Here is a 26,398-nt window from a genome sequence, read left to right as displayed (position 1 = left end):
ATACTGCACGCCCGCTTTACTCAGGGGCTTGGCCTGGGCATATTGCAAATACGACGGGGTATTCAGGTCGTTGTTGGCCACGGGGAACACCGATAAGATATGAACCGGCAACCCAAGGTTTTGATCGCGGGCCATCATACTGACCGTGATCGCCATATTCCCCCCCGCACTTTCACCGGCAACGGCTACTTTAGCGGGATTACCATTGAGGCTGGCCGCATTTTGCTTCACCCACTTGTAGGCCGCAAAGGCATCTTCGTGCGCAGTTGGAAATTTGTTCTCGGGCGCCAGTCGATAATCGACCGATACCACAATGGCTCCCGTTTCTTCAGCGAGTGCCAGGGTGGAGTATTCATACACTTCGGGACTGGCAATGACCCAGCCGCCCCCATGATAGTAGACGATGACGGGTAGTGTTCCCGATACATTGTTGGGTTTATAAACGACAATCCGAATGGGTGTGCCCCCCGCGCCCGGAATCATTTGCTGACTTACGGTCACATTGGCCGTAGGGCGTGGGATTTTATTTTTGTCGAGTAGCGAATTGACGGCATCTTTGAAGGATGGTTGCTGGCGGGCCTGTTGAGGGGTTAATTGCTCGATGGGGGTGGGCGCCAGCCGGCCTAGTTCTTCGATGACGGCCTGCATCTGGGGGGTAATCGTCGGGGCCCAGTCGGGCTTGGGGCCACTCGGTTGAATGGTCTGACCGGGTTGAGGAAGGCGGTGATCCTGGCAAGCAGTCAGGGCTAGTAAAACAGAATTAACCACTATGAGCGGTAATAGGAGTCGAGCGAAGAACTTGTTTTTCATGAACGTTGATTAATTTATGAAGTAAACCAGCGGGTGAAGTAAGGGTTATTCTTTATTTATTGACTGGCTATATGGAGTGCGTTCCAGGCGGGCGGTCAACACCGTCATCGTTGGCGTACTTTTTACTTTTCTACTTGCCCGGCCTTTAAGGCCGTTACCAATTCGTCTGACAACGGCTTGTGGGGCCTGCTTTTGTTTCCCCTTTTATTGGTGGTCGAATGAAGCGTTGTAACTTTACGCCTAGTTTGAAACTGGTTACGGAAACGACCATGATTCCTTCGTCCGGTACAGCCGACTAAAACCTGTATGGATCATTTTACAATCGTCTACTGCGATAGGTCCTATACCGTTGTGGATCAACCGCCAAAGCGGGGTGATTTATTATACCACAAGCTTCTCAAACAAGTGGATCGAGTAACCGATATATCCCTGAACGGTAGATTTGTAACCGGCACCAAACTGGGGGTTTGTCGAATGAGTAACTGCCTTTTAGCTCGTGCGCTTACCTAACTATTGGTTGAAACAGGGATGAGAAGCGAGTGCTTGATAAGCCGTCAGGCCATTGTAAGAAAAGAGTGTAGCTGACCCCCTGGCTATCAACTTCTGAATAGCTAGGGTCAGCTTAAGTTCTTGTACAAGAACTTAAGCTGACAAAAGGAGACGTTAAGAGTTTGCCTGCTTAGGCGAGTTCTTTCTTGTGAGGGTAGTCTACTAGAGTTATATGGCGTGAGTCATTTCGAGGTATCCTCATTTCTGATCGGATTGGGCTATACTTTGGATAGAGAGTAATAATGTTTTCACGGGCGATTATAACGAGTAGTCCTTAATTCCTTTACAAAAAATCTGGCCATTCCCTACCAGAGTGACTCAATCCTGATGTGATCGTTGAGCAATTGAATGAACGTACAGTAGCTTTTAGCTTCTGCCGACAAGCCTATCTTGTTAAAGCGCCAACGTAACAAATGACGCCCGAATTAATGAGCAGATATATTTTACTCTATTCGTCTTAAACAGGAGCCATTTTAAGAGAGTTGTGTTTGAAAGAATACCTCATAGAAGGCCACCCAACCGAATTACCCAAAGGCACCGTTTAACTCCTTATGCTTAGCTGGGTAAGTAAACGCTAAACGTGGCGCCCTGACCCGACTGGCTGGTGGCCGTAATCGCCCCCCCATGATTGGCCACCACCTTTTCACAAATGGCCAGCCCGATGCCCGTGCCCGCATACGCGCTTTTGCCGTGCAAGCGTTGAAAGACCTGGAAGATGCGATCCAGATATTTCTCCTCAAAGCCAATCCCGTTGTCCACCACGTCAACCCGATAATAGCCATGGCCCGCTCGATGGGGCGTTAACGCCTTGGGTAAATCAGCAGACGACACCCGAGCTGACCGGATCTGAATCAGGGATGTCACCCCTGGCTTTGAAAACTTAAGGGCGTTACTCAACAGGTTCTGGAACAGCTGGCCGAGCTGGGAGGCATCGCCTGAAAGCGTAGGCAGCGGATCTACCTGAATCTGAGCCCCGGTTTGCTGGATTGTCCAGTCTAACGTATTGAGCACAGTAGCGACAATGGTCTGCAGACAGACGGGCGCACTCTTATCGCGCCGGGTGGAAATACGCGAGTAATCCAGCAAGTCCCGAATCAGCGTTGACATCCGGGAGGCCGCCAGCTGCATCCGCTCCAGATACACGACTGCCTCCCCGGTCGAGTCGGTATACCGCGTTTTCAGGAGATCACCAAACTGCTGAATCTTGCGCAGGGGCTCCTGTAAATCATGGCTGGCCACGTAAGCAAATTGCTGGAGGTTGGCATTGGAGCGGTTCAATAGGGAGTTGGTTTCTTCCAGTTCTTTATTGCTGGTGCTCAACGCTTCGTTGGCCGCCGTCAGGGCCAGGGTCCGTTGCCGGACCTGCTCTTCTAAGGCGGCCGACAGCTGCCGGTAGCGCTCTTCGCTTCCCCGCAGCTCGGCTTCAACCCGCTTATTGGGGGTGATATCCGTCGCCAGCACAATAAGCCCAACTACCTGACCCGCCTGATTGGTGTGGGGCGTATAGACGATACTTAACCACCGATCCTGTTTCATGCGGCTGGGCGCCAGCAACTCATAGCGCTCGGACTGACCGGCGTAAGCCCGGGCCAGGTGAGGCTCCGTTTGCCGGTAAGCGGCTTCCCCCAGAAACTCCCGTACCGTTTTACCCAGCACTTCCTGTTGATCAACGCCGAACCAGTCCTGAAACACGGTATTGTAAGATTGGTAACGCTGCTGGTCATCGAGGTAAAAAATCATGGCTGGCACCGCATCCCGTAAGAGCTGTAGGTGTTGCTCGCTCTGGCCCAGTGCCTGCTGGGCTTTCACCTGGGCAGTGACATCAATGGCAATAGTGAGGATGGCGTAGACCTCCCCGGCGGCAGTACAAATGGGGGAATAGGAGATGTTATAGTAGTTTTCATTCAGCACCCCGTTCAGCTCAATCGTTACCAACGAGACCGGTGAGATGAAGGGCTGACCCGTGGTGAAGACTTTATCAAGGATCTGAAGAACCGGTTGGCCTTCCCTCTGTAGTTCGGGCACGGCTTCCCCCAGCGGCTTGCCCACGATATGGGGACCTTTGCCCATAATATCGATGAAGGTTTGATTGGGATTTTCAATCACCAGCTCCCGCCCCACAAACACACCGATGCCCGCCGGCGCCGTGGCCAGAATAGCCCGCAGTTTGCTCTCACTTTCTTCGATCTGCTGGCGGCTGATGACCAGTTGGGTCACATCCGTGACCACCACCAGGAGACCGGTTACCTCACCCTTCTGCCCCTGTCGGGGCTGGAAGGCCAGATCTACGTAGATGGTAGTCAACTGGGCTTCCCGCCGGATAGTTACGGCTACTTCATGGGCACTGAAGGGGATGCCCGTTGCCATCACCTCTTTCAACATGGTATCGAAGCCCTGGTCTTTGAGTTCAGGTAAGGCCTCCAGTAAAGGTCTGCCCACCAGGGTATGGGCAGGCCGGGCTACCAACTCGGCGTAAAAGGAATTGGCCCACTCAAACACCAGTTGGTCATTGGCCCCGATGGTAGCCAAGCCTACCGGTGACTCCTCAAACAAAGCCAACAGCTCACGCTGGCCTTCCTGGATGCGTTCCTGGGCTCGCCGGATGTCAGTAATATCGCGCGTGGTACCCGCTACCGCTTCGACCTCTCCCTGCTCATTGAGCACCGGGGCAAACACGTAATCGTAGATGCGTTTTCCCAAGGTGGCGTGGGGAAAGGACACCTCCCCCCGGATCGGTTGTTTGGTGGCTACCACCTGATCGATTTCCCGCTCGTGCATCCGGGCGTGCCAGGGTTCATAGCCGTTTTCCAGTAGGCCTTTCCCGATGGCTTCCTCCCAGCTGCTCCCCCACATGTCCAGCAGGGCCTGATTGGCGTAGGTAAAGCGGTAGTGTAGGTCAAAGACATACATCAAATCGGGGCTACTGGCGGTAATGGCTTCCGAAATCCGCTGCTGGCGCTGGGCTTGTTGGCGGGCCTCGACCTGTGGCGTGACATCTTGGATGACACCCGCAAAGCGAACCGCTTGACCGGCGGAGTCCAGGTAACGGCGGCCCGTAGACTGAACCCAGCGCGTGAGCCCATCCTGGCCAATCGACCGATAGGTTACCTGATAACGGCCATCCGATTGCAGATTCAGGGTCCTCTGTACAGCTTGATTCACCCGCTCCACATCCTCGGGGTGGATGTGGAGCAGCGTATCCGCATAAGCGATTTGGTTTTGGTCAATGCCCAAGAGTTGTCGGCATCGATCATCCCAACGTACTTGATTGGTGATCAAGTCGACTTCCCAAAGGCCGAGCCCGGCGGCCTGAATGGCCAAGTCCACATCCAGTCGCTCGGTAAGTTTCTTCGTTAAGTCAAAGGGCCATTGGTCGCCGGTCATAGGAAGTCAAAAGGGAATGGAAGGCAAGTTAACCAAAAGGTATAAATTGCTTCATTTCATCAATTGAAATATTCTAGCTACCCCTTTATATTGGTAGAGTATTGCTGAATTGGGTGCTTTCAATAAAAAAAGGAGCATATTCATCTCAAAGACGCCTATGGATGGCGCGGTCTCAAGTGAGAGCGTTTTCTGAGAGGACATATACTGGGGTTTAAAAACCAAGAGTGGATAACTACTTCCTAAAAGTAGGAGCTCCTCCGTTTTCCTTGACAGCGCTACTGATAAAGTACGAGCATATTGATGGTGCGGGTTTGTTTACTTAACCCCAATCCCAATTCAGCTAAACTATCCAATAAGCTTTGGGGATTTTCAGGTTGAAACGAAAATTTGATGTCTAGCTTTTCATGATTCATCGTCTCGTCAACCACTAACCCTTTAGTCATCCCATAATTTTCTAAGTAATTCGCTAAATCAGCCATGGTCATCGACTGCTGATCTAATTCGCCTGGACGAGCTGAATAGGTTCGTTTGCCGGATTGATTACGGGGGATGCGATCAAAATGGAGCCGGTTCGTGATCGTTAATACCTGTACGTCTTTCGCCTGAGCTTCCATCTTGGTCTGTACATCAAATCGGCTGGCTAACTCCTGCTGTAAAGTAGGTAACAGATCATCGGGAGTAGCCACAATCAAATCCAGGCAGTACACCGGGGCAGGACTCCCTTTCGTCGTTTTATCAATCAAGCGTCCATAGGGAACATCGCCATAGGCAAATTGGTAGAGCATTGTCAGGGGTAGGTTCAGGCAGGTTAACCGACGGTTTTTAAACGTACTATCATTTAAGTGGGTGGTGCGGACACTCGGTAAACCGGTCATTTCACCTTGCAGCATAAACCGGCTTTTTTCCTGCCCGGTTACCTTATAATACGTCTGAATCACCTGGGCCACACTCAGCACGTTGTCCTTCTTTTCGGGCAGATGCACCGGCTGCTGCTGTAACAGACTATCGATGATTTGACTGGTTACCGCCTGGGGCGTGGTGGACCCAAGTAGCCTGCCATCAGTCGATATCAGAATCGTGTGGGGAATCAATTGGTGAGGAAATAAACGGGAAAAGGCGTGAGCCGAGTCAAGAGCAACCCATAGATTAGAGGGCCTGGCCGTTAAGTACTGCCGAATGCGTTTCGGTGTTTCGTCGGTTACCGTAATCACTTGCAGTTGCTGAGCATATTGGCGCTGTAGCTCCTGGAGATGGGGCAAGGCCTCCAGGCATGGACCACACCAGGTTGCCCAAAAGTCAATCAACACCAGTTTTCCTTTCAACTGACTTAACGTTGTGGCCTGGGTAGGCGCGTTGAGCAAGACGGGAAAGGTCATAGTGGGAACAAGTTGTCCCTTTTGAACTTGGGCGACGCTCGACTGAGCCGTCGCCAGGAGTAGGAGTACGAGTAGCTTTTTCATCCGTTTTTAGTTTGCTCAAATGACGACCATAAAGGGACACGGACGAGTTAACCACCGTTAAGCTGAGTTAATTAGTGTTAACGTTTAGGGAGCGAAGGCGGAGATGGTCTATTTTAACGGTATGAAAAAGCATGTAAACCTAATACTGGTGCTCATGGCGCTCTGTGTGGTCGGCATTATTGGCTTACAATGGTTCTGGAACTATCAGAATTATAAAAGCACCATCAACGCCTTTCACCATGATATCAATCAGTCGCTGACGACGGCCGTGGATCTGGAGATAGCCCAGCGTCATCAGGGGTTAATCGATCAGGTGAAGGGTTGGCTGGCCGATACATCGCTTATTCAGATCACCTGTGATACTAAGAATCGGGATAGGAATACCGTTTTTCACATTCAGGACCGCTACCCCAAGTATGCCGGTAGTCCGGCATTTACATTCGGTCTGGCGAGCTTTAAGCCTCAACTAGATCACATGACTCCAGCGGCCAAACAATTGGTTATCAATCACTTTAGCGATACCCGGCTCCGACGTGATTTACAGCGGGGAACGATTTATTATTATACCCAGCGATTGGGGGATAGCCTAACCGTTGCATTTGACAAAAGCCACGTCCGGATGAACGCTTTGGCGACCCTTTATCAGCAACAACTTCGTTCGAAAGGCATCTATAGTGCCTTCCGCTTTAAGCCGGATGATCCATCCCAGGCGGTTTATTTAACTGAACCCGTCAATACGGCCCTGGCCCGGCCCTATCGAAAAGAGTGGGTACGGGCTAGTTTAGAGAGTCCAAACCGGTATTTCCTGCGGGCCATGAAATGGGTCATTCTCAGCACCCTGTTACTGACCGCGATCAGCTTGCTTTGCTTTGGCTACACGGCTAAGACGTTGTTGTCTCAGCAAAAGCTAGCCCAGTTAAAGACTGATTTCATCAATAATATGACCCATGAATTGAATACGCCCCTGACGTCGATTAAGATCACCGCCGAGGCCCTAAACGCATTTGACCACCCGGCTGACGTTCGGAAACGGTACGTAGCCATCATCAGCTATCAGGCGGAAAAACTAACCCATCTAACGGCCCAAATATTAAGTACCAATCGAGGGCTCGTCACCAACCAGGAGGATTGGCAACTCCTTGAGGTAAGCGGCCTGATTGACCAGGCCATCGAAGATCTTGAAGGGCGGTCGCAACATCAGCTAGCCATCCTTAGAGATTATATCCAGGGTGATCCCATCCGGGTTTATGGACAAGCGGCCAGCCTGTTAAACGTATTTGCCAACATTATGGACAATGCGTTGAAGTATGGATCGGCTACCCCTGAACTGGCGATCAAACTGGCTACCAACAATAAGTGGGTGGATATTGCCTTTGCCGATAACGGCCCTGGTATACCCCCTGAATACAGCACGAAGGTCTTTGATGCCTTCTTTCGGGTTCCCCAGGGAAATGTGCATGATGTGAAAGGGTATGGCTTAGGCTTGAGCTATGTACGTCAGGTTCTCCACCAGCATCGGGGCTCCATCACGGTTGAGCCCAATCAACCGACTGGCAGTGTATTCCGAATCAAGCTCCCCTTATATTAATGGAAACTGCCCACATCCTGTTAGTCGAAGACGAACCCTTTCTGGCACAAGTCATCAAAGAGAGCTTGGAACAGCGCAACTACCAGGTTACGCACTCGGGAGACGGTCGACGTGCTCACCAGTTGTTTAGTCAGTATCCTTTTTCGCTTTGCATTGTCGATGTGATGTTACCCTATGTGGACGGTTTTAGCCTGGTCAGACAAATTCGAACCATCAACGAAAGGGTACCTGTCTTGTTTCTGACGGCTCGAACGGCGACCCCTGATGTGATTGAAGGTTACGCGAGTGGTGGTAATGATTATTTGAAAAAGCCATTCAGCCTGGAAGAACTCTTTTTACGAGTCCACGAACTGCTCAAGCGGACCAGTGTTCCAGCCCCGGAGCCCAGTGGTTCATGGCTGATCGGCCAGTATGAATTCGTCCCCCATAAGCAGACTCTACAGTTTCCTGACCAGCCGAGTGTTCGGCTATCTTACCGGGAAACCCAACTGCTGCAACTCCTTTACGACCACCGAAATACTAGCTTAGATCGTCGGCAGGTGCTACTAGGTCTGTGGGGTGATGACAGCTATTTCCATGGCCGAAGTCTGGATGTATTCATTACCAAGTTACGAAAACATCTCAAGCAGGATGAATCGGTAGAAATTCTCAATCTAAGGGGAATCGGTTATAAATTGATCTGTTAAGTGTTTTCCGTAAATACCCTCATAAAACGCCCGATTTAAGAAGCAGATATCTGAACGATCCTTCGTACAATCGGGAGCCAAAACATGACCACTCTTCCGTCTCAAGTAGGAGCGTTTTTGTGAGAATTTATAGGAAGTTAATTGAGCTTTACTTTGTTCTCGGTTCAAGCTTTCTGCTCACGTTTTCAGCCGCTCCATCAATTCCCGACGATACGTCAGGCCGACTGGGAGGGCGGTTTCGCCGACAAAAATCTCGTTGCCACTCATCCGGCGTATTTTGGCCAGGGGAACCAGATACGATTTATGAATCCGCATAAATTGGTCTGAAGGCAACCGGCGCTCCACTTCCGTCATGGTCATCGACGTCAGGTACGTCTGCTGAGTTGTGAAGAGCTTGACGTAATTCCCCCAACTCTGGATATACGCCAAATCGCCGTAAGCAATACGGACCCAGTCGGCGTCTACTTTGACCACCAGAGACTGCTCAGAAACGATAGAAGGGGCGGCTTCTGGTTTGTCAGCCTCCGTTGTGGTAACGACCTTGTCAATCGCTTTCAGAAACCGGGGAAATTCGATGGGTTTCAGTAAATAATCGACCACGCCATAGTCGTAACTTTCCAGCGCAAACTCCGAATAGGCAGTGGTAAGAATGACGCGGGGCGGATTGACCAGGGTTTGTAGTAACTGTAATCCATTGATTTTCGGCATGTTGATGTCCAGAAACAGCAGATCGACCGGTTGGCGGTGCAGGAAATTGATCGCTTCCAGGGCATCGTAGCAATTGCCCACCAATGTCAACTGATCGACCTGCTCAATGTAATGCTGCAATACGTAGTGGGCAGCCGGTTCGTCATCAATAAGTAAACACCGCAACGGGTTGGGCATCGGCTCGGGTAGCTAGTTGGATTTCTAATTCGGTAATGTAGCGGTCGGATTCAGGGGTCAACGTCAACCGATGCTTTTCCGGATATAGCATGTCCAGCCGTTGACAGGTGTTCTGCAAGCCCAGACCGGTGGATGCTCCGCCCAGTTTGTGAGTAGTAATCGAGTTTTCAATCGACAGTAGCAGGCGATTGTTCCTCAGTTGCACAGTAATATACACAAAACAGCCCTTGATATCGCCCGTACCGTGTTTAAATGCATTTTCGACTAAGGGCATCAGCAATAGTGGGGCCAACTGGTAGGTTTGCAGCTGACGCTCGTCGTTGGGGTACTGATAGCTAATCTGGCAACGCTTTCCCAGTCGTTCCTGCTCCAGCGTTACGTAGCTGGTAATGAACTCAATTTCCTGCTGGAGCGATACCCACGACCGCCGACTGCTCTCGACCTGGTATCGCATCAGCTTCGATAGCTGCATCAGCAAATCAGGCATTCGGCTAGGTTCGTGCAAGCTGATTCCGTACAGATTGTTGAGGGTGTTGAAAAAGAAATGGGGATTGAGCTGCGCGTGCAAAAACCGAATTTGTTCGTCCTGCTGAAGTAATTGGTCGGTGTGGCGTTGCTGCTGTTGCTGATAAAACCGCTGGATGAGAAAAACACCGATGAGCACCATCAGACTGACCAGATACGTTGTCAGCAGAAAAAGGCCCGTCTCACGCCATTCCTGCATGGGACAGGTCTCGGGATAGAGCCAGTAATTCGTGCCATATACCAGAAAACTGCCCACCACCAACGCTGGGATGGTCCATAAAACGTACCGCTTAATCTGGTGGTTGAACAAAAGCGGGAACAGGACAAAACGGTGGAACTGAGCCTGGCCGTATAAGGTCAGAAAAAAGAGCAGCGCCCGCCCAACGTCATTCCAGGACGTGAGCCGATTCCAGGAATTCAGCGACATCAGAATGAACAGAAACACAAAAATCAGCACTTCTCGCACCCAGATTTTTTGTTTTTCTTTCCCATCAAACCAGCCCATGTTTCTCCTTGATTTTTAACCAAAACAAGGGAAAGAAAGCCGACATTCCAATTGAAAATGACCAATCGAGTTCATCATCGAAAAGAACGGGTTGATCATTTTTAGCGGGGCGGTCCCAGAAGCGGAAACGTACTTTGTCGTCGAAAGACCAGTTACTGGTTAGCTGAATGGCATTCATGAACATGCAACGACTCCACTTTATTGTAACCTTTCTGTTAGTCACAATCCTGGCAAAAGGCCAGCAGGGCCCGCCCAGTCAGGCAAATCTGATCGAGAAGGGCCAAATAATAGGTACACTACTGGACTCCGCTACACGTCAGCTCGTGCCATTTGCTACGGTAGCCCTGCTGTCGGAAAACGGAACGATTTTAACGGGCCAAACGACTACCGAAGCGGGTCATTTTACGTTTGCGGGACTGGCCATTGGCACCTACGGCATCCAGATTACCTACGTCGGTTATCAGCCCCGAACGCTGAGGGGCCTCTTGCTGACGGCCAGTCAACCCAGCCGGGCCCTGGGTGGCCTCTTGCTACGTTCCGAAAGCCGCCAATTGAACGAGGTTCGGGTATCTACGCAAAAAGCTTTGATTGAAGAAAAATCTGACCGACTGGTGTACAACGCGGGCAGCGACATCACCAACAAAGGCGGTACGGCGGTTGACGTGTTACGAAAAGCGCCTATGCTTACCGTCGACGTATCGGGCAATGTGCAAATTCGGGGGAGTGCCAGTATCAAAGTGCTGCTGAATGGTCGGCCATCGGGCTTGCTGGCCCGCAACCTGAGTGAAGCGCTGAAGATGATTCCGGCCAACACGATTCAGTCGGTTGAGGTTATGACCAGCCCGGCGGCTCGCTATGATGCCGAAGGGGCCGGTGGGGTTATTAATATCATCACTAAAAAGCAGTTGACAGGCTCCAACGGCAGCATGGACGTAACGGCGGGCAATTATGTCCAGTCGTTGGGCGGCAGCTATGGGGTTAAGCGGGAGAAGTTTGGCCTGACGTTTTCGGGCAATACCAACGCCGAACGCGAAAAGAGTATTATCGACGTGACCCGGACATCGCTGGTTAATGGTCAACCAGCCGGTGAACTGTTCCAACGAACCAGTGCCAATAACATTCACCCAGGCTGGTTCGGAGATTTGAGTATGGAGTATGGGTTTGATACCTTAAACCGGGTTAACCTGTCCATCAGCAGTTGGGGTGGTGCCTGGCCTACGTCCAATACCGGCTATTATCGGTTTCGGAACGCAGAAAATCAGCTCACCCAGGCCTATAACCAGGTAGTTAACCAGCAAAATCCTTTTGGCAATATCGAGTGGAACCTGGGCTATATCCGCACCTTTCACAAGCCGAAGCAGGAGCTGAGCATCCTCGGTCAGTACAGCTACACGTTCGACAACTCCCGCTACGCCAGCGACCAATTCAGTCTGACAACCCAGCCCCTGTATCGCGAAACGAGCACGAATCGCAGCCACAACCCCCAGTGGACGGGGCAGGTTGATTATGTTCATCCGTTCTCACGGAATGGGCAGCAGCTATTCGAAGTGGGCGCAAAACTGGTCCATCGGGATGTGAATAGTCTCTATGAAGTCTACACCAGCCAACCGGAGGATGTAACTTTGTTGAGTCTCAGTGCCGACCGATCCAATACATTCACTTATGACCAGCAAGTGGCTGCGGGTTATGCTTCTCTGAAGCTGGCGAACCGGGCGTTCTGGACGCTGCAACTGGGTACCCGGCTGGAAAATACCAACATGAGCGGTCAGTTTGTGCATACTATCTCTCCATTTCGGGTTCAGTTCACTAACTTCATTCCCAGCGTCATCCTGGCGAAGCAGCTGGCGGAACGGCAATCGATTAAAGTGACCTATACGCAACGGATCTCCCGCCCGATGATCTGGGATTTGAATCCGTACATTAACGCCAGTGATCCAAAGAACCGAATGGCGGGAAATCCCCTTCTTCGTCCGGAATTGGCTCATCTGGCCGAAATCTCGTACAGCTTAACGACCAAAAAAGGCACGTACCTCAATCTGGCCCTGTACCGTCGCCAAACCGCCAACTCCATTGAAGACGTGCGGACCGTCGATACGTCGGGGGTATCGCTAACCACCCGGCAGAACGTAGCGCGCAATGAACGGACGGGCCTGAACGTTAACTCGGCCGGGCAACTGGGCCGCAATTGGAAGATAAACGGCGGAGGGGAGTTTTATTACGCCAACTTCAACAGTCCGGCTTTGCAGGTGCAGAATTCCGGCTGGCTCTGGCAGTTGACGCTTAACCTGGCTTACCAGTTGCCTCACCAATACTCCGTGCAGGCCAATGGGATTTATAGTACGGGGTGGGTGCTGTTGCAGGGAAAAAATTCAGCCTGGTACGATTACAGCCTGGCCGCCCGTAAAGAATTCTGGGATAAAAAAGCCAGCCTGACGCTGGGGGTGAACAACCCGTTTACCTATCCCTTCCGCCAGCAGAACGATTCGCAGTCGAGTACGTTCCGGTCACACACTGCCAATCAATACTTTACCCGTTCGGTGAAATTAACCTTTAGCTGGCAGTTTGGGCAGGTCCGCGCTAGCCATGACGAGCCCGTCCGGAAAATATCCAACGACGACGTCCGGGCGAAATAACCGCACTGTTTCCACGACAACCACAACTTAGTCTAATCAATTTACACAATGCGAATGCAATTCTTACAACCTACCCGCTACACATCCCGGCTCGTGAACAGTGCAACGCTATGGCTTCGTCTGGGGCTGGGCGTAGCGATGATTCCCCACGGCTACGCTAAATTGACCCACTTCGCCGAGTATCAGAGCTCGTTTATGCGTTTTCTGGGTTTAAGCGATTCTGTTTCGCTGGCGCTGGCCATTGGGGCGGAGTTCTTCTGTTCCATCCTGTTGATGATGGGTCTGCTAACACGCTTGGTGCTGATTCCGCTAATTATTACTGCGCTGGTCATTGTTATCGTGGCGCACGGGGGCGATATAGCAGGCGATGGAGCGGCTGGCTTTGTATTCATTGTCGGCTACGTAACCAGTCTGCTGCTTGGCTCAGGAGCGTATAGTCTGGATGCCGTTCTATTTAAGGGAGAAGGCATATCCTGAAATCAGATAAGTGGTCCTGACAACACATTGTATTTAACCTATTTCTAAAAACGCCCGAATTAATGATACTCAAATCTCTCTTCGTCTCAGATAGGAGCATTTTGTGAGATTAAGCAAAGTGATCATTATATAATTTATATAGGTTAACTTCAGGAGTCAGTTCAGGTGCTGCCGTTTATAGATTGGCTACCCATTAATCGCTTCTCAGCGAGTTGACTGGATTCATCAGAGCCGCTTTTACACTCTGGAAACTCACGGTCAACAGGGCAATACTAACCCCTAGTAGACCGGCCAGGGCAAACACCCACCACTCAATCGTGATTTTGTACTCGTAGTCCTTTAAAAACTGGCTCATAGCGTAATACGCAATCGGACTGGCTATAATGAAAGCGATCAGGACTAGTTTCAGAAAGTCTTTAGAGAGCAGAGCCACAATACCCGCAACGCTCGCGCCGAGCACTTTACGAACGCCGATTTCTTTGGTCCGTTGTGTCACCACAAACGACACCAAACCGAATAAACCAAGGCAGCCGATGAAGATACCAACGATGGCAAACAGCGTTAGAAAGTTGGTCAGTTTACGTTCGTCATCGTAAAAAGCTCGCAGGTCCTGGTCCAGAAAGGTAGGCCTGAAATAAGCATTGGGGAACAGACCCTTCCAGTATTGCTCAATGTGGGCAATGGCTTTTGAGGTTTGCTGTGGGTCGATACGGATACTAGCCGTCTGAAAATTCCCGTCGGTGTATAGAAATATGTGGGGTACTATAGACGACCGCAGGCTCTGCGAGTGGTAATCTTTCACCACCCCCAGTATGGTGAAGGGTTTGTCATAATAAAGATTGATCCGTTCGCCAATGGCCCGTTCCGGCGTTTGGAAGCCCAGATCGCGGGCGGCTTTCTCGTTGATGATGGCCACTGTGTTCGTGTCGGCTCGGTTCCACGACCGACCAGCGACCAGTGGAATCTTAAAGAATTGAAAATAATTGGTGTCTACGTGCTGAAACCGGAATGTGTATTCGCCATTTGGCAGATTACGGTGACGTACCGTATTCCACCACCAGTTGTGACTGCTCGAGGGCGTGGTTAGTCCGAACGCTACGTCCTTGATTTCCGGATGCTGGCGCAGCTGTTGCCGGAATCGTTCGCGCAGAACGACATTGTCTGGTTCCGGCATGTCGACGGTCACGACGGCCTTTTTATCGAACCCTAAGTCTTTCTGGTACATGTACCGAATCTGCTTAATACCCAGCAGCGTACAGATAACCAGTACCTGGGCAATCACGAATTGCACAACGACCAATGTTTGCCGTAGCGATATACCCCGGCGCGGTCCTGAAAAACGCCCGCGCAGCACGCGCACCGGCTGGAACCCCGATAAGACTAGGGCTGGGTAGCTACCTGCCAGTAAGGTTACCAACGTTCCAAGACTCAACAGAAAGATAAGGGTGCTGCCATTCCAGATCGTCGACTGTCCGACCTGGGTATTCAACAATCGGTCAGCGAACGGGATTAAGTGCGTCGCCAGTAAACTACCTAAGCCAATGGCCAGGAAAACCAGCAAGGCCGTTTCCCCGAAGAATTGCGATATGAGCTGTGAACGACTGCTGCCCAGCACTTTCCGTACGGCAATCTCGCGGCTGCGCTTCGTCGCCTGCACGGTAGCCAGGTTGATAAAATTGATACCGGCCAGGCCTATGAGCAGTAGGCCAATGCCCGCCAGTGTATACACCATCCAGCCTGCGATGGTATAATTGAAGGCATCTATGTCCGTATCAAAATGAGCATCCGGTAATGGCATTAGATCGTAGGATATATAATCGGATTCTTTTCTGTGGCGGGCCGCCAGCCGGTTCAGCCCCGTTTCAATCGTAGTTGGCAACGCACCTGGTTCGAGTAGTACGTACCCATGAAATTTTGAATCGCCCCCGCCCCAGTGATTCTCGTTTTTGTACATCTCCTGCACAATGGGTAGGGTCGCGTAGGAGACAAGTACCCGAATCGGCAACATTGAATTTGGTTTGACGTTTCGAATAATGCCCGAAACCGTCAGCGTAGCGACATTATCCAATCGTAGTGTTTTACCCAGCGCATTATGCCCAAACCAGTCTTGGGCGGTTTTTTCGTCCAGTACCACCTGATTGGGAGCCGTTAGTGATTTCTTCGGCGAACCGCTTACCCAGACTAGGTCAATCATGTCGGCTAGTGTCGGCGGTGCATAGAAAAAGCCGGTCGCGTTAACTACCTGCTGGCCAATCTTTACGCTCACCGTATTGCCGGTGCCTTTTACACTAGCCGCTTTTGCCACGCCAGGAAACTGCGTTTGCAACGCCTTGATTATACCCTGTGGCACATGGGAGTTTGCTTCGCCGTATTTGTCGTGGCTACGAACTTGGTATAATCGGCCGGTATTGCGGTGATACCGGTCAAAACTGTACTCGAACCTGACAATCCAAAACAGCATAATCGCTACGCCCAGCCCCAGCGTTAACCCGATTAGGTTAATAAGCGAATAGCTTCGGTTACGCACTAGATTTCTCCAGGTTGTAATCCAATAATTTCGTAGCATACTCGTCAAGGTTTATTCTGATCGTAATGACTATACGGGGTTGACCTTCGTAGTCAGCGATGAAGTCATGATCCTGGTCGGCCAAATATCATACCAAGTCTACGAAAAATCGCTGGTGAGTAGTATAGGCTAATTAGCCAGATGAATACTGTACGATTACGGACACAATTGTCCGGTTTACACGTACCGAAACAATTTATATTGGAGCAAGATATAGGCTAAAGTAGGATGCAGTAACCCTATTTCAAGATAAGTCATCACGAAAGTAAGTGAAGCGTCTCTTAACGTCTTCTTAGATTATATACCTTATCAAAAGCTGATTCGTGAAGTGCCCAATTTATGAAGCAAGCACATGAACGTTCCTGTGTCTCACGGGGGAGCCTATTTTGAGAATCAGTAACCAATTTATATAATGAGCCTGTAGCCCGAACAGATGAATGAGAATCGTCATCTGTTCGGGCTACAGGCTCATTGATTCTTAGTCATCCAAAGGCGCAGGATGTTGCCGTCAGGATCCTTGAAGCTGGCAATAGAAGCCCCATCCCCTAGATCCATGATCGGATGAATCAATGAAATACTGTGAGTCCTCACAAAGCCCTCAATGTCATCTACAGCAAAGGACAGGACCGTATTAACGTTCGCTTGCGTAAGCACCTTTTGTTTGAGCACCGCATAATGAATCCCCTTGTAGTCACATTCCCAATGTTCAGGCGTATTGCCATGGCGGTTCAACCCAAGCGGAATACCTAATACGTCCCGATAAAATGTTGCCAACCGCTCTGGTTCAGGTGAGGACATGATCACCCCTGTCAATCCGTTAACTTGTCGTGTATTCATAATTGTAACAGTTATGCTGTTTTATCGACAAATGTATATCATAACTGATTATTTAGCACAAAAATGCTGTTTTGCTTTTTATTTTTACATCAAAGATGATCTATATGAATAAAGCCGTTGAACTGCTCAATCTTTGGGCGAACTATGAACAAGAAAACCCCAAAGCGGATTTAACCCAGTTCTGCCAAGCTTATTTAGCGAGTCAGCAGCACAAAAGCAGTTTAGCTTCCTTCTGGCAATCTCCTGTTCCTCCAGATAGGGCTAGCTTGCTAATTAAATTAATTGGTCGAATTTCTAAGTTGCATACACTTCATGCCCTGGCTGCTTTTAAGAAATGCGGCCTTAACAGCTTCGATGAGTTTTTATATCTCAGTTCGGTAGCCTACATGACCAATCCCAAGAAGACCGATGTCATCTCGGCTCACTTCAATGAGTTATCATCCGGCTTACTGATTTTGGACCGGCTTAAGAAGTCGGGGCTAATCCTGGAACAAGGTGATGCGTATGATAAGCGGACCAAACGGTTAACAATCACTAGCAAAGGGCAAAGCCTCTTGGAAGCCTGCTACCAGAAATTGAACGAGGTGAACCAGCTCTGTTTTGGGGAACTAGCTGAAGATCAAGTTGAGTTGGGTATTCACTTGTTACAACCGGTTGAGGCCTCCTTGGCTGAGCATTGGTTAGGGGCTAAAATGAAATAATAGAAGGTAGGTTTAAGGCTACTTTGCTGGGTGCTTAGCTCAAAAGTAACCAGTACTATTACCAACTAGGATCGGTACGATCTGACCGAGCACTTGTTCTAAGTCATCCCTTTATCGACTTGATTTACTCTATCAGCGATTGATAAACATCCCCTGATCTCAGTTAGGAGCGTTTCAGGAGACGGTTATTTTTGAATATCTATCAAACGCCACTAATCGAGTACGATTCTAAAATAAATGCAGAATGCAAGTGGTGACATATTATGTCACCACTTGCATTCTGAACATTAATCATTCTAAGAAGGGCACCCATTTACTGTTAAAATGGTTATAATGTTACCAAGCTTAACATGACTCCGTAGCTCAGTTGGTAGAGCAATTGACTCTTAATCAATGGGTCGACAGTTCGAACCTGTCCGGGGTCACCCATAAATACAACAGGCCAGCTCTAACACATTGTGTTGTAGTTGGCCTGTTGTATTTATGGGTGACCTAGAATCAAACCAGCGTTTCAAGAGACGCTGATATTTACTGCTTGTCCAACGTCAGCAGTAGTGTTCGAACTCACGAACCGGCTGTTTTCGTTAAGTTTGTATATCAGTTCATCTTTTCTTGCTATCGTTATGGTTGTCTCACCACGATTAACCAATGCTCAATTAGCCTTACTTGAAATGTTCAGCTTCGAGATGAGCGAAGCCGAAGTGTTGGCCATGCGCCAAACGCTGATGCAGCATTTCAGGACTCGGCTCGAAGAAGAGGCTCAGAAGGTCATTCAGCAAAAGGGACTGACCACGGCTCAACTGGAAGAGCAAATGAACTTTGAGAACCGTACCCAGCGGCTTGACCAAATCCGGGCTGCTCAGTGAAAGTAGTGATCGATACTAATGGGCTACTCCGCTCGATTCCCCGGGACGGATCGTACCGCTGGCTTTATGATGCGTTTGCGGCCAATCAGTTCACTTGGGTAGTCAGTACGGAAATCTTACTCGAATATGCTGAAATGACGGGTTACTATTATAGCCCTGTGGCGGCTGAGCTGGTCACCTCCCTTTTACTGGCCGCTCCTAATCATCTACGGCAGGAGCCTTACTTTCGCTTTGGACAGGTTACGGCCGATGCAGACGACAACAAATTTGTGGACTGTGCCATTGCCGCTGGTGTCGATTGGTTGGTATCCGACGATCACCACATTCTAAACCTGCTTCGAGAAACGAATCGGTTTCCTCCCGTACCGATCTGTTCTTTCGCGGAGTTCAAGCAAATTCTGAATCGATAGCCGGTCAAGTAGGCAGTAGGTTGCGCACTACCTGTTACTAATCAGAAACGAGTACTAGAGTTAAGCGGCAGTCTGACTGACATACCTGTTGCAGGTATGTCTCCTAACTTTTCGTCAAGCCAAATAGAAAAAGTAACTTTGCAGGCCTTGATTACCAGGGCTGTTGAAATGAAAATGGGAATTGAAAGGCCACCCAAAAGTGTGGCCTTTCAACTTATGAATGTGTGATTAATTATAAGTGTCCCTCGAATAGGAGTGTATTATAAGACTAAACTAATAGAACTTATTTTGTACTTTTTATAGTGCAGTTGCATATGAGTTCTTATGTTAATGAACTTTTCCGAGAAATGCGCCTGAACCAGAGGCAATAAAACAGGGTAAAAGAAGTACCCTAAAATGGGCTGAGTTACTACTCGACAGACCCGCCACAAAGTAGTAGATTTGCGGTCATAAACCCCCCTGAAGCGGGGCTGATAACGGGATGGAGAAAGAACTTGGAGCCAAGAATTTAGTACAGTTTCGCCTGACGGGTACACCCGATGGCAACTTACTGGTGAGCTTCTACCAGCTGGATGTCTTTAACGAGAAAGCCGTCAACTGGCATATTGCCGGGCTGTTAGTGGACAACAAGCTAGGCGCTCGTGTGCTATATGAGGGGAATTTGTCCAACAACACGGCTTATCAAACAGCGATCAGCAATCTTTTGGAGCGGGTGAATGTGTACGTTAACTGCGTCCGGATCGAGAAAGTAAACTAGCGGCTTTTCAGTGTTTGGTTATCATAATGCCACTTATACAACAAAACGTATGCTACTGGTTTCTGTGTACAGCAAACCAGTAGCATACGTGCTGTTATATAAGTGTGATTATGTTAAACTAATCAGATATACTCATCCCTCAGCAGTATTTAAATGAGTCAATAGATCAATGTCTTTGGCGAAGGACCGAATAGGCTTTAGCCCATTTTCCTCTTTCTCAAATAAGTGAACTGGATAGCCTATGAAAGTCCTGATACCCCTTCTACTAGGAGGCCTGTTTTATTCCCTATTTTCGGGCCTCTTCCTGCTCTCTTATTATCGATTAGTAAGCAGAGCCTATAAGGCAACCGGAATGATTACCGGTTTCGATCGAAGTGAATTCTTTCTGCTTCGCAAGCTTTTTGTTTCACTTGTTCGCTTTAAGACGCGCCATAATACCTGGATTGAGCGTCAGCCTGACCACTCGGTATCCCATGAACTGAATGCTTTTGTCCGTCAGGGCGAGGTGAGAGTTTATTATCAGGAAGACAGGCCAGAAACATTTGTTATTGAAAGTGGCCTGGAGGTATTTGTCAACTGGCTGGTTATTATCCTTACTCTTGCCGGTATCGTCTGGTTATTTTGCCAATAAAGGAGCTGACAACTGACCACTCCTGCGGTCTCAATTTGGAGGGTTTATTTATACAAGCCTACTATTGTCGTTTTCTGTTTGGCGTTTGCTATAGGGACCATGTGCTACCTTAATTCGCTTCACCTCTCGATTGGAGCTCTTTCTTGATTTGCTTTAAACTATTCACGTTTGTAATCAAAATAGGCAGTAAAGCGAAGGGGATTATAACTAGGGCGCTGAATCCTTTTTTAATTGATAGGAATATGGCCATCACAAGAAGCACCAGGAGCATTCCAGCCAGCGTACCGGGGCCACCTTGATTGTCTTGGCTTGCCGTTGGAGCTTCTCTATACTCATTTGGGAGAACTGATTCATACTACTAAGAGAAATAGTTGTTGGCTTACAAATAGCGCATTTATTCGCTGAATATCAACCCACAAACAAGTTAATGTCTAAGTGGCGGAAAACTAAGCGCCCGGCCACTCATCACAAGTGGTCAGGCGCTTAGGCGTTAGCTTGCCGGGGTAGGCAATATAGCCTAACCAGGGGCAGCAAGTTAACTGACCGTGTTTCTGCGGCTTATCTCCGCTTGGACACTTCTCAAGTTTTTTACGTACACACGGCCATCTAAAAGAGCGTATGTTGAGAATACTCTTTTTATAATGGCTGTCTGTTGTTTTTACCTGCTCATGGGACTTGGCCTGATTACGAATCAACTCCGGCGCATAGAAGCCTAGGGCGTAGCAATGCTGGTCGCTCTACTGATACTACATCTGGTGCTACCAATAAATATGCCCGCCTTGTATAAGTCGCTTACCGGCTGAATCGAATTTTTAAATCAGGGACCCCTGTTCTTTGCCAGGATTCTTTTTTATAAAATGCACAACAGCCGCGTAACGGCCCGCCGGGTGTTCCTTTTGGCTGTATGCGTAGGGCTACAGGGCATGCTTCAGCAGAACGGACACACATTTCGTTCCATCTCTGCTGGACAACATGCCGGTATGCTGATAGGCTTTGTTGGCGTATTCTCTCTGTTTATAGCCGGACGTATGCAATGGATCGTCAACCCGCTTACCCTGTTTTTGGGCTGTATCTCCTACTCATTTTACCTCCTTCACCATTGTTTGGGTAAACACGTCCTATTGCCCTGGATGGATAGCTTGGGTGTACCGTATGGCACGGCTCGTTTAAGGGCTATTCCGTTTTGTGTTACGATTGCCACTATCTTTCGTGTTTATATCGAGACACCTTCCAATACATACATACATACATACATACATACATACATACGTCACTGGTACAAGGCCCATAAATCCGTTGTCATTACCTAAGTACGCCCACCTACCCATCTAAGCCATTTCGTTATCGTGGATAGATGATTTTGAAGCGGCCTGTGATACTCACCAGCGTGGGCAGCACCATTGGTCCTTTTTTCGCAAGGAGTGGTGCATCAACAACTGTGTAGGTTCCCTCTATCACATCGGGCGTGACGCGCTGCACGTCGACCTGCCATTTTGTGCTCGCACTCGCCAGCCGGCTGGGTTGTATGCGCCAGGAGCCCTCGCTCCCCTGGTCGTTAACAAACGAGAGGTTGACCTGATCGCCCGTGTAGCTGCCCACGCCCCGGAAGGCGGGCCAGATAATCTCGACCTGCTTCCAGCCCGTGGCCGCCCAAATTGTACTGAGCGTACACTCAAGGGAGGTTTGCCCGACGGGCTGTTTCACTTGATAGAGCGAACTCAACTGATCGGTAAAGACCTCGGTTTTGCCCCCATAGCTAACATCGCTGACAGGCGTAGTGAGTTGACTTTGGTGAATTCGCACCTTCGTTGTTGTTGGAAAAGAGGCCGAGTTTTCCGTCCGGCGAAAATACCCCCAGGCTTCGATCATCCGGTCGACATTGGTGTAGTTCCAGAAGGGATCTCCCTCCGACTGGTTACGCAGACTGCGGTTTTCATCCGTGATATTCTTGATTCGCATCGTGATCCGCTCGGGAACGGCCCCTGGCTTGCTGAGGGTAAAGAGCAGTTCGATATCAATGTACTCCGGGGTGATGGCCGTAATCCGAACCTGTTCATCGGGCGTAGTTAAATCAATGATATCCCGATTCGACTGGCCCTCCGGAATCCGGATATAGGGCGTTGCGATATAGGGAGCAATGTTACCTCCTCCAGTATCCTCGGCTGGGTTGAAAATACGATAGTTGCGGCCAGCCTCAATGGGCCCGTTCAGGTAGAGACTGATGGTATATTGATCACTGAAGACCCGAACATTTAACACCGAAGCAGCTAAACTTCGGTTATTATACCCAGCGAAAGCCAGCACCGGAAAGGCTTTGTCAGGCCCGAAGGCAATGGGTTGCCCGTCGATGGTGCCGGTCATGGTACCGGTAATGTCTTCCCGCGAAGTGGTACGGATACCCGGATGGTCCGTAAACAGATAGGGATCTGTTCGGTTAACGACCGGAGTGGTGGAGGGAGTAACCTCCTGAATCTGGTCGGGAGATTGACAGGCCGGTAACGTGAAGAAAATCAGCGCACCGAGGCAGGCATTCTGAAAAGATAGTCGCATGACAGTTAAGCGATTAACGTTGTGTATTGATACATGTGGAAACAGGAACGGGCTAGATCACCGGTAGGTAATAAGCGTCCGCATCTGCCCATCGAGGACACAGACACGTCAGCGGGCCGAGAGTGTTGCAGGTCGACAACTATTTTTTCGGATCCCCGCTCATCCCAAGTACGGCATTAAAAAAACAGACTTGCTGCAACAGTTAGTTAGTCAGTTGGTGTCTATAGTCCTGGCGAGAAGAATCCGAAGGAATCTGCCCGAATGCTTACTCAACGGTTAGTTTATGAACACACGTCGACAACTCATCTGGATTGGCTTGTTACTGAGCTGGAGCGGTTGCAATCACTATACCGATCAGCAGCCCACCCCTGACAACGGTCCGCCATCGGCCCGGGTTCAGGGACTAATCCAGCAGTACCCTCAGGCGCAGAATATTTTGTTTACGACCCTGGCTAATAACCAGCTTTGGCAGGCTGATTTTATCCGGCAGGGACAGCCATACAAGGCCCTGCTGAGCCCCGGGCGACTGTTGACTACGGACCAACGGATGGAAGGCCGCGTGCCCGATTCGCTCGCCCGCTTACTGGACCAGACCGCGGTAGCCGGGGGTACCTTTAGTAATTTGCGCCTTCGGCAGTATGATTGGTTTAACAACCCGGCAACGAATGGGCAGGTGAAGCAGGTCTATGCAGACTACCGCTGGCAACAGCAACCATACACCGCCAGTTGGACCCTCACCCAACTACCTTCCGGACAGGTTTCGTATTATCTTGAGTTACTTCCTTTTCAAGCGACTGAATACCAGACCGATTCGCTGACCGAACTACCTGAATCGTTGCAGGCGGCTCTGCGCCAGCAGGGTCTAACGTTTACCTACGCCTGGATACAGTTGGATGCCCTTCACCAGCGGCACGGCACATTGTCGGTTCAGAAACAGGGGCAGCAACTGTACCTCAGCTACGATGATGAGGGGCGACCAATCGCTGTGAATAATCAGCCAACCGCGCAGTTTTTTCAGCAGGTAGACCAACTTCCCGCCAGCATTCAAGCCTATCTCCAGCGGCCCGAATTGGCCGGGTTTGGGGTGAACGGGGCCGATGCTTCCCTGGCGCACCATGCGTATGCATCCCTGAGCACCTACCACGTAAACCTGCAAAAAGACAACCAGGCCTGGCTGATGACCTTTTCAGACCAGGGGCAGTTGATCAGTCGGTCCTTTTTGACCTACGGCTTTTTATAACTGATCGCTCAAGCTCCCTCATCGCTGACCCTTTTTTTATACATGGCATTATTTGGCCGCAAGTCTTACCGAACCCTTACCGAACTGGTGGTGGGCTGCCAGCAACAGCAGCCTCGGGCGCAGCGAGCTTTTTACGAACGCTACCAGGGCCGTATGCTGGGGGTCTGTGTGCGCTACGCCCGAACGGTAGCCGAAGCCGAAGACATCTTTCAGGAAGCCTTTCTGAAAGTGTTTGCCCATATTGACCAACTGACCAAGCCGGAGTCGGCCGACAGTTGGGTGAAGTCGATTGTGGTGCGTACGGCCATCAACTACTACAACCGGACCACCCGCTCCGAGCAGCACCTGACCAGCTACGAGGCCATCAGCGAGCCCCCCGCCAGTGAAGATCACCTGCTATTGCTGGCCGGTTACGATCAGGAAGCGCTGCTGGGACTGCTGGCCCGTCTGCCCGATGCCTACCGGCTTGTGGTCAATCTTTACCTGATTGAAGGCTATACGCATGCTGAGATCGCTGAACTCTTACTGATTCCTGAAGCTACGGCGCGTTCCCGCTTTAGCCGGGGTCGCCAATTACTGCTAACCTTTGTTGACCAACATGGCATTCAACGACATGAATTCCTGGGATGAGGACCCCGACGAGCGGCTGCGTCAGCGCTGGCAGCGGGCATTTGCTGATTTTGAGGTTCAGCCCCGCTCAGCGCTGAACCGACGAGTGCTCAACCAGCTACGGGCCGGGCGACATCGCCGACGGGCTGTTTGGCTGGCAGTAGGGCTGTTGCTGCTGCTTGGCGTTAGTTTGATTTATCCGCTTGGCTTCAGAGAGCGTCCCGATCGGATGCACACCAGCACACTAAACCGGCGCGCCCGACCGACGGTGCCACACCCTGTACGTCCAATGCGCCAACCCACCGCCCCAATCGAACGCCCGACAAGGTCCGATCGGGCGGTAACCACTCTACCCACCGGGCAAAGCATTACCGACTCACGGTCGGCAGTTCATGCCCGAAGGGCTCCCGGCCTGGAGATTACTCACCGGAAGTCAGCCCGGGGGAACGTCGTAACGGCTGAAGCACTCGTCGGGTGGCAGAGGAACACGGAGAGAGCGCGTCGCCATACCGAGGCAGGAAGAACGCCATCCATTACGCCTGTATTCGTCGATCAGCCTCATGCCATCTCGTCCCGTTCCCGTGGCACCCGCTCTTCGGTTCAGTCGGCAGATCTAACTGGAACGGTTAGCCCAGCGTGGCAATCAGCCCCGGTTGAGCCGCCGGTCAACGACAATCAGTCATCGTTTTCACCACTGTCAGGTAGTCAACCCTTAAACAGGCCTGAGCACATTCTATGGGCACAACTCAAACCGACGGGCCTTTTGCTTATGCCGGGTCAGCTAAGCACCCTGCCAGATCATATCCACCCCTTTGATCGGGTGGCCAGTCCGACGGCTAAATCCACCGGTGCCCAACCGGGTTGGCACTGGTTTGTCGAGGTCGGACCGCTGAGTAGCTTTCAACGGATGAGTGCCCCGCCGGCTGCCAGCCTGCACCTCTCGCAAGTAGAGGCCCCGGCGGCTTTCTCCCCGGCTACCTGGGGCTATCAACTCAACGGTGGTATCCGCTTTCAGCGCTGGCAGGCCCATCTGACAATCGGACAAATCCGACGCTGGGCCTATTACACGGTTAATGAGAACCAGTACCGGGTTGAGTCTGGCCCGACAAACACCTCTCGGTTAGTACGTGAATCGTATAGAGTAACCGAAAATGTAGCCCTGCCGATGATTGGTGCCGGGTTGAGCCAGACGCATCATCTGGGTCGTTTCGACGTGGCAGTAGGCGGGGAGTTGTCTTACCTGCCCTCCAGCAAACAGACACTGATTGGCCTGAGAGGGGGAGTTAGCCACGGGTTATCGTTGAGTCAGCGTATGGAGCTTCAGATTGGATTGAGGGGCGAATATGGCCTGAATCGGCTGTTGAATGAACAGGGTCAACTAGCCATTCATCCGTTGCTTTTAGGCATAGGGTTCCGACTCCAGCCCCATTTCGGGCATCCGAAATTCTGACCCTGCAGGTGATTGAGTAACGTTGGCAGGTATGCTGCGGATCGTATTGGACAGGTAGTAAAGAAAATGCCTCCACTAATCAGTAACATACGAAACACCATTTCAGCAAACGCCCGATTTAAGAAGCAGATATCTGAATGACCCGTCCTGAAAAGCGTTGACCGTTTTGCTATTTATTTACCCTTTTATTGACCCGTCTAAGTTAGTCCGGTTTTTCATTGACCACAAGGCTTTCTAATAGTCTCTTGGTATAGTAGTTCTTCCAACGTCGCTTCAGCT

Annotated in this window: 22 protein-coding genes and 1 tRNA gene; 14 read left to right on the top strand and 9 right to left on the bottom strand. The window is 50.4% G+C overall.

The genetic code is table 11. From position 1 onward, the window contains the following. From NT073_RS04610 to NT073_RS04600, 3 genes are all read right to left on the bottom strand, one after another. Positions 1-810, bottom strand: an 810-nt coding sequence (locus NT073_RS04610) for an alpha/beta hydrolase (protein ID WP_297369495.1), incomplete at its 3' end; no start/stop codon positions are given. Positions 811-1,914: 1,104 nt separating this feature from the next. Further along, positions 1,915-4,743, bottom strand: a complete 2,829-nt coding sequence (locus tag NT073_RS04605; protein WP_297369492.1) for a PAS domain-containing protein — start codon at positions 4,741-4,743, stop codon at positions 1,915-1,917. 275 nt (positions 4,744-5,018) lie between these two features. Beyond that, positions 5,019-6,203, bottom strand: a complete 1,185-nt coding sequence (locus tag NT073_RS04600) for a redoxin family protein (RefSeq protein WP_297369489.1) — start codon at positions 6,201-6,203, stop codon at positions 5,019-5,021. A 121-nt stretch (positions 6,204-6,324) separates the two neighbouring features. Between NT073_RS04600 and NT073_RS04595 the strand changes: the two genes are divergently transcribed. Together NT073_RS04595 and NT073_RS04590 are read left to right on the top strand one after the other, a co-directional pair. Beyond that, entirely contained in the window at positions 6,325-7,791 is a 1,467-nt protein-coding gene (locus NT073_RS04595) for a HAMP domain-containing sensor histidine kinase (protein ID WP_297369486.1), read from the top strand. Then, a complete protein-coding gene (locus NT073_RS04590; RefSeq protein WP_297369482.1) occupies positions 7,791-8,477 on the top strand; it encodes a response regulator transcription factor in 687 nt (228 codons plus the stop codon). Before NT073_RS04595 ends, NT073_RS04590 begins: the two co-directional genes overlap by 1 nt. Before the next feature lie 177 nt (positions 8,478-8,654). Here the strand turns inward: NT073_RS04590 and NT073_RS04585 are convergent, their stop codons facing one another. The 3 genes from NT073_RS04585 to NT073_RS04575 are packed head-to-tail and all read right to left on the bottom strand — an operon-like array spanning position 8,655 to position 10,570. Further along, on the bottom strand, positions 8,655-9,362 hold the full coding sequence (locus NT073_RS04585; RefSeq protein WP_297369480.1) for a LytTR family DNA-binding domain-containing protein: 708 nt from the start codon (positions 9,360-9,362) through the stop codon (positions 8,655-8,657). Beyond that, positions 9,331-10,392, bottom strand: coding sequence for a histidine kinase (locus NT073_RS04580; RefSeq protein ID WP_297369476.1), 1,062 nt, complete (start codon positions 10,390-10,392; stop codon positions 9,331-9,333). Before NT073_RS04580 ends, NT073_RS04585 begins: the two co-directional genes overlap by 32 nt. Further along, positions 10,379-10,570 (bottom strand): hypothetical protein, encoded by a 192-nt coding sequence (locus NT073_RS04575; protein WP_297369473.1) that lies wholly within the window; start codon positions 10,568-10,570, stop codon positions 10,379-10,381. Before NT073_RS04575 ends, NT073_RS04580 begins: the two co-directional genes overlap by 14 nt. 4 nt (positions 10,571-10,574) lie before the next feature. Here NT073_RS04575 and NT073_RS04570 point away from each other — a divergent pair, with 4 nt between their 5' ends. Together NT073_RS04570 and NT073_RS04565 are read left to right on the top strand one after the other, a co-directional pair. Then, entirely contained in the window at positions 10,575-13,025 is a 2,451-nt protein-coding gene (locus NT073_RS04570; RefSeq protein ID WP_297369470.1) for a TonB-dependent receptor, read from the top strand. A 54-nt stretch (positions 13,026-13,079) separates the two neighbouring features. After that, positions 13,080-13,502, top strand: coding sequence for a DoxX family protein (locus NT073_RS04565; protein ID WP_297369467.1), 423 nt, complete (start codon positions 13,080-13,082; stop codon positions 13,500-13,502). A 193-nt stretch (positions 13,503-13,695) separates the two neighbouring features. Here NT073_RS04565 and NT073_RS04560 read toward each other — a convergent pair whose 3' ends face one another. Continuing rightward, positions 13,696-16,068, bottom strand: coding sequence for an ABC transporter permease (locus tag NT073_RS04560; protein WP_297369465.1), 2,373 nt, complete (start codon positions 16,066-16,068; stop codon positions 13,696-13,698). A gap of 468 nt (positions 16,069-16,536) precedes the next feature. Next, complete coding sequence (locus tag NT073_RS04555; protein ID WP_297369462.1) at positions 16,537-16,905, bottom strand: hypothetical protein; 369 nt, start codon at positions 16,903-16,905, stop codon at positions 16,537-16,539. 104 nt (positions 16,906-17,009) lie between these two features. On the opposite strand from NT073_RS04555, the gene NT073_RS04550 reads away from it, so the two are divergent. From NT073_RS04550 to NT073_RS04520, 7 genes are all read left to right on the top strand, one after another. Beyond that, entirely contained in the window at positions 17,010-17,606 is a 597-nt protein-coding gene (locus NT073_RS04550; protein WP_297369460.1) for a hypothetical protein, read from the top strand. 352 nt (positions 17,607-17,958) lie between these two features. Continuing rightward, positions 17,959-18,031 (top strand) — tRNA-Lys (locus NT073_RS04545). 198 nt (positions 18,032-18,229) lie between these two features. Continuing rightward, a complete protein-coding gene (locus NT073_RS04540; RefSeq protein ID WP_041617291.1) occupies positions 18,230-18,472 on the top strand; it encodes a hypothetical protein in 243 nt (80 codons plus the stop codon). After that, a complete protein-coding gene (locus NT073_RS04535) occupies positions 18,469-18,882 on the top strand; it encodes a PIN domain-containing protein (RefSeq protein ID WP_297369454.1) in 414 nt (137 codons plus the stop codon). Before NT073_RS04540 ends, NT073_RS04535 begins: the two co-directional genes overlap by 4 nt. A gap of 481 nt (positions 18,883-19,363) precedes the next feature. Next, positions 19,364-19,639, top strand: coding sequence for a hypothetical protein (locus NT073_RS04530; protein WP_297369451.1), 276 nt, complete (start codon positions 19,364-19,366; stop codon positions 19,637-19,639). Positions 19,640-19,880: 241 nt separating this feature from the next. Then, positions 19,881-20,270, top strand: coding sequence for a DUF3592 domain-containing protein (locus tag NT073_RS04525; RefSeq protein WP_297369448.1), 390 nt, complete (start codon positions 19,881-19,883; stop codon positions 20,268-20,270). Between the two features lie 857 nt (positions 20,271-21,127). Beyond that, positions 21,128-21,580: a hypothetical protein gene (locus NT073_RS04520; protein WP_297369445.1), complete on the top strand. Its 453-nt coding sequence runs from the start codon at positions 21,128-21,130 to the stop codon at positions 21,578-21,580. A 31-nt stretch (positions 21,581-21,611) separates the two neighbouring features. On the opposite strand, the gene NT073_RS04515 is transcribed toward NT073_RS04520, so the two are convergent. Continuing rightward, positions 21,612-22,820, bottom strand: coding sequence for a hypothetical protein (locus NT073_RS04515; RefSeq protein WP_297369442.1), 1,209 nt, complete (start codon positions 22,818-22,820; stop codon positions 21,612-21,614). A gap of 283 nt (positions 22,821-23,103) precedes the next feature. Here NT073_RS04515 and NT073_RS04510 point away from each other — a divergent pair, with 283 nt between their 5' ends. Genes NT073_RS04510 through NT073_RS04500 form a run of 3 tightly spaced genes read left to right on the top strand, consistent with a single transcriptional unit; the run spans position 23,104 to position 26,119 of the window. Continuing rightward, positions 23,104-24,060, top strand: a complete 957-nt coding sequence (locus NT073_RS04510) for a hypothetical protein (protein WP_297369440.1) — start codon at positions 23,104-23,106, stop codon at positions 24,058-24,060. 42 nt (positions 24,061-24,102) lie between these two features. After that, positions 24,103-24,690, top strand: a complete 588-nt coding sequence (locus NT073_RS04505) for an RNA polymerase sigma factor (RefSeq protein WP_297369437.1) — start codon at positions 24,103-24,105, stop codon at positions 24,688-24,690. Beyond that, entirely contained in the window at positions 24,659-26,119 is a 1,461-nt protein-coding gene (locus NT073_RS04500) for a hypothetical protein (RefSeq protein ID WP_297369434.1), read from the top strand. The genes NT073_RS04505 and NT073_RS04500 overlap by 32 nt, the downstream gene beginning before the upstream one ends. The last annotated feature ends 279 nt before the right edge of the window (positions 26,120-26,398 follow it).

This window comes from Spirosoma sp., from assembly GCF_026391055.1.
Classification (GTDB): Bacteria; Bacteroidota; Bacteroidia; order Cytophagales; family Spirosomataceae; genus Spirosoma.
Note: the sequence above shows the minus strand (reverse complement) of the source record. Positions and strands in the feature narration are given on the sequence as shown.